General features: G+C 57.5%; 1 protein-coding gene. It reads left to right on the forward strand.

Annotation, left to right across the window (positions count from 1 at the left end; genetic code table 11):
- Positions 1-2342 (forward strand): condensation domain-containing protein (locus HALTITAN_RS24315; protein WP_039860943.1); only part of this gene is annotated, 2342 nt, incomplete at both ends.

Genomic DNA, 2342 nt, shown 5'->3' on the forward strand with positions numbered 1-2342 from the left:
GGTGGTTGCCCAAGAAAGTCCTAGTAGCTCGAGGCTAGTCGCTTATGTGGTTCCCCAGGCCGACAGTGAACTCGACACTAATTCACTACGTGAAGCGCTAGGGCAGCGGCTGCCGGACTACATGGTGCCGGGCGTCGTGGTCATGCTCGAGGCACTGCCGCTGAATGCCAACGGCAAAGTAGACCGCAAGGCGTTGCCTGAGCCGGATTTGGCCAGTGGCGCGCACTATGAGCCACCCCAGGGCGAAGTAGAAGAAGCGCTGGCGGAAATCTGGGCTGAAGTGCTTGGCGTCGACCAGGTGGGTCGCCGTGACAACTTCTTCGAGCTGGGGGGCCATTCATTATTGGCTCTGAAGGTGTTGGAGAAAATGCGGCATCGGGGTCTACCGGCTCAGGTACGCACGCTGTTCCAATCCCCGGAACTGGCATCCTTTGCCCAGGTATTGACGCAGACATCAGAACGGCAGGAGATCATCATCCCGCCCAACCGCATTCCAGATGGTTGCTCGGCAATCCAGCCCGAGATGCTGCCTTTGATTGAGCTCAATGCCGAAGAGATCAGTGCCATCGAAGCGGCAGTGCCCGGCGGTGGTAACAATATTCAGGATATCTACCCGCTGGCACCACTGCAGGAGGGCATTCTCTTCCACCATCGGCTGCAGGAAGAGGGCGATGCCTATGTGACGCCTCGGCTGCTGGGCTTCGACAGCCGCGAACGGCTGGAAGCCTTTACTGCCGATTTTAACCAGCTGGTTGCCCGCCACGATATCCTGCGCACTGCCGTGCTTTGGGAAAACCTGCGTGAGCCGGTGCAGGTGGTATACCGGCATGCTGAATTAGCCCTCGAGTGGCTAACCGTGGATGATGTCCCATCACAAAGCGTTGCTGAACGGCTGAATGCCGAAGTGGACCCTGAACACCATCGCCTCGATGTGCGCCAAGCACCAATGATCCGGGCGCTGGCTGCATACGATGCTGAGCAGGGACGCTGGTTGCTACAGTTACCTAGCCACCACCTCGTCATGGATCACACCACCCTCGAGCGACTGGTGGAAGAAATTGCCCTGATCCAGCAAGGTCGCGAGGACGAACTGCCCAAGCCGATTCCATTCCGCAACTTCGTAGCACAGGCACAGTTAGGGGTAAGCTCAGATGAGCATGAAGCCTTCTTCCGCGAGCGATTGGGCGACATAGAGGAACCGACAGCGCCCTTCGGGCTGCTGGAGGTGCGCGGCGATGGCAGTGATATTGAGGAAATGCAGTTGCCGCTAGAGCCGGAATTGGCTCAACAGGTGCGGCAGCAGGCGCAGCGCCATGGTGTCAGCACGGCAAGCCTGTTCCACTTGGCCTGGGCGTTGGTGCTAAGCAAAACCACCGGGCGGGACGACGTGGTATTTGGCACCGTTTTGTTCGGCCGTATGCAGGGCACTGAAGGGGCTGAGCGGGCACTGGGAATGTTTATCAACACCTTGCCTGTGCGCATCAAAACGGGGGCTCAAACCGTTGATAAGTGCTTGCGGCAGACTCACAGCGCCCTTAGTGCGTTGTTGCACCACGAGCATGCCAGCCTCGGGCTAGCGCAGCGCTGCAGTGGGTTGCCCGGGGGAATGCCATTATTCACGAGTTTGCTGAATTATCGGTATGGCGCACCCCAGACAGAAAGTAGGCCCACCAATGTATGGGAAGGCATGGAGTCTCTGGGGGGGCAGGAGCGTACTAACTACCCCATTGGGATGTCGGTAGATGATCTGGGAGAAGGCTTCCGACTGGTGGGGCAGGTGAGTCGCACGATTGGTGCGCAGCGACTGTGTGATTACATGAGTTCGGCCGTGGCCGGTATCGTGGCAAGCCTGCAAGCTGCATCTCAGCAATCACTAAGTGAGATTAGCCTGCTAGGAAAAAACGAACAGCAACTGTTGAGTGAGTGGGGAGAGAACTCGGAACAGCACCCCGATGCTCCACCTATTTATCAATTGATTGAGCACCAAGCAGCGTCAACTCCAGAAGCCACGGCCCTCATCTTTGATGATCAGCACCTCAGCTACGCCGAACTCAATACTCGTGCCAACCGCCTAGCCCATTATCTGATTGGGTTGGGCGTAAAACCCGAGACTCGGGTGGGCATCGCCATGGAACGTTCCATTGAGATGGTGGTGGGGCTACTGGCTATTCTCAAGGCGGGGGGCGCCTATGTGCCGCTGGATGCGGATTACCCCTCTGAGCGGTTGGCTTATATTGCCGAAGATAGCGGCATTGAGCTGCTACTGATTCAACAGCATCTGCGCGATACGTTGCCGGTAGTTGAAAACCTTAACGTCATCGAGCTGGATCAGCTAGACGTTG

This window comes from Vreelandella titanicae BH1, assembly GCF_000336575.1.
Taxonomy (GTDB): Bacteria; Pseudomonadota; Gammaproteobacteria; order Pseudomonadales; family Halomonadaceae; genus Vreelandella; species Vreelandella titanicae.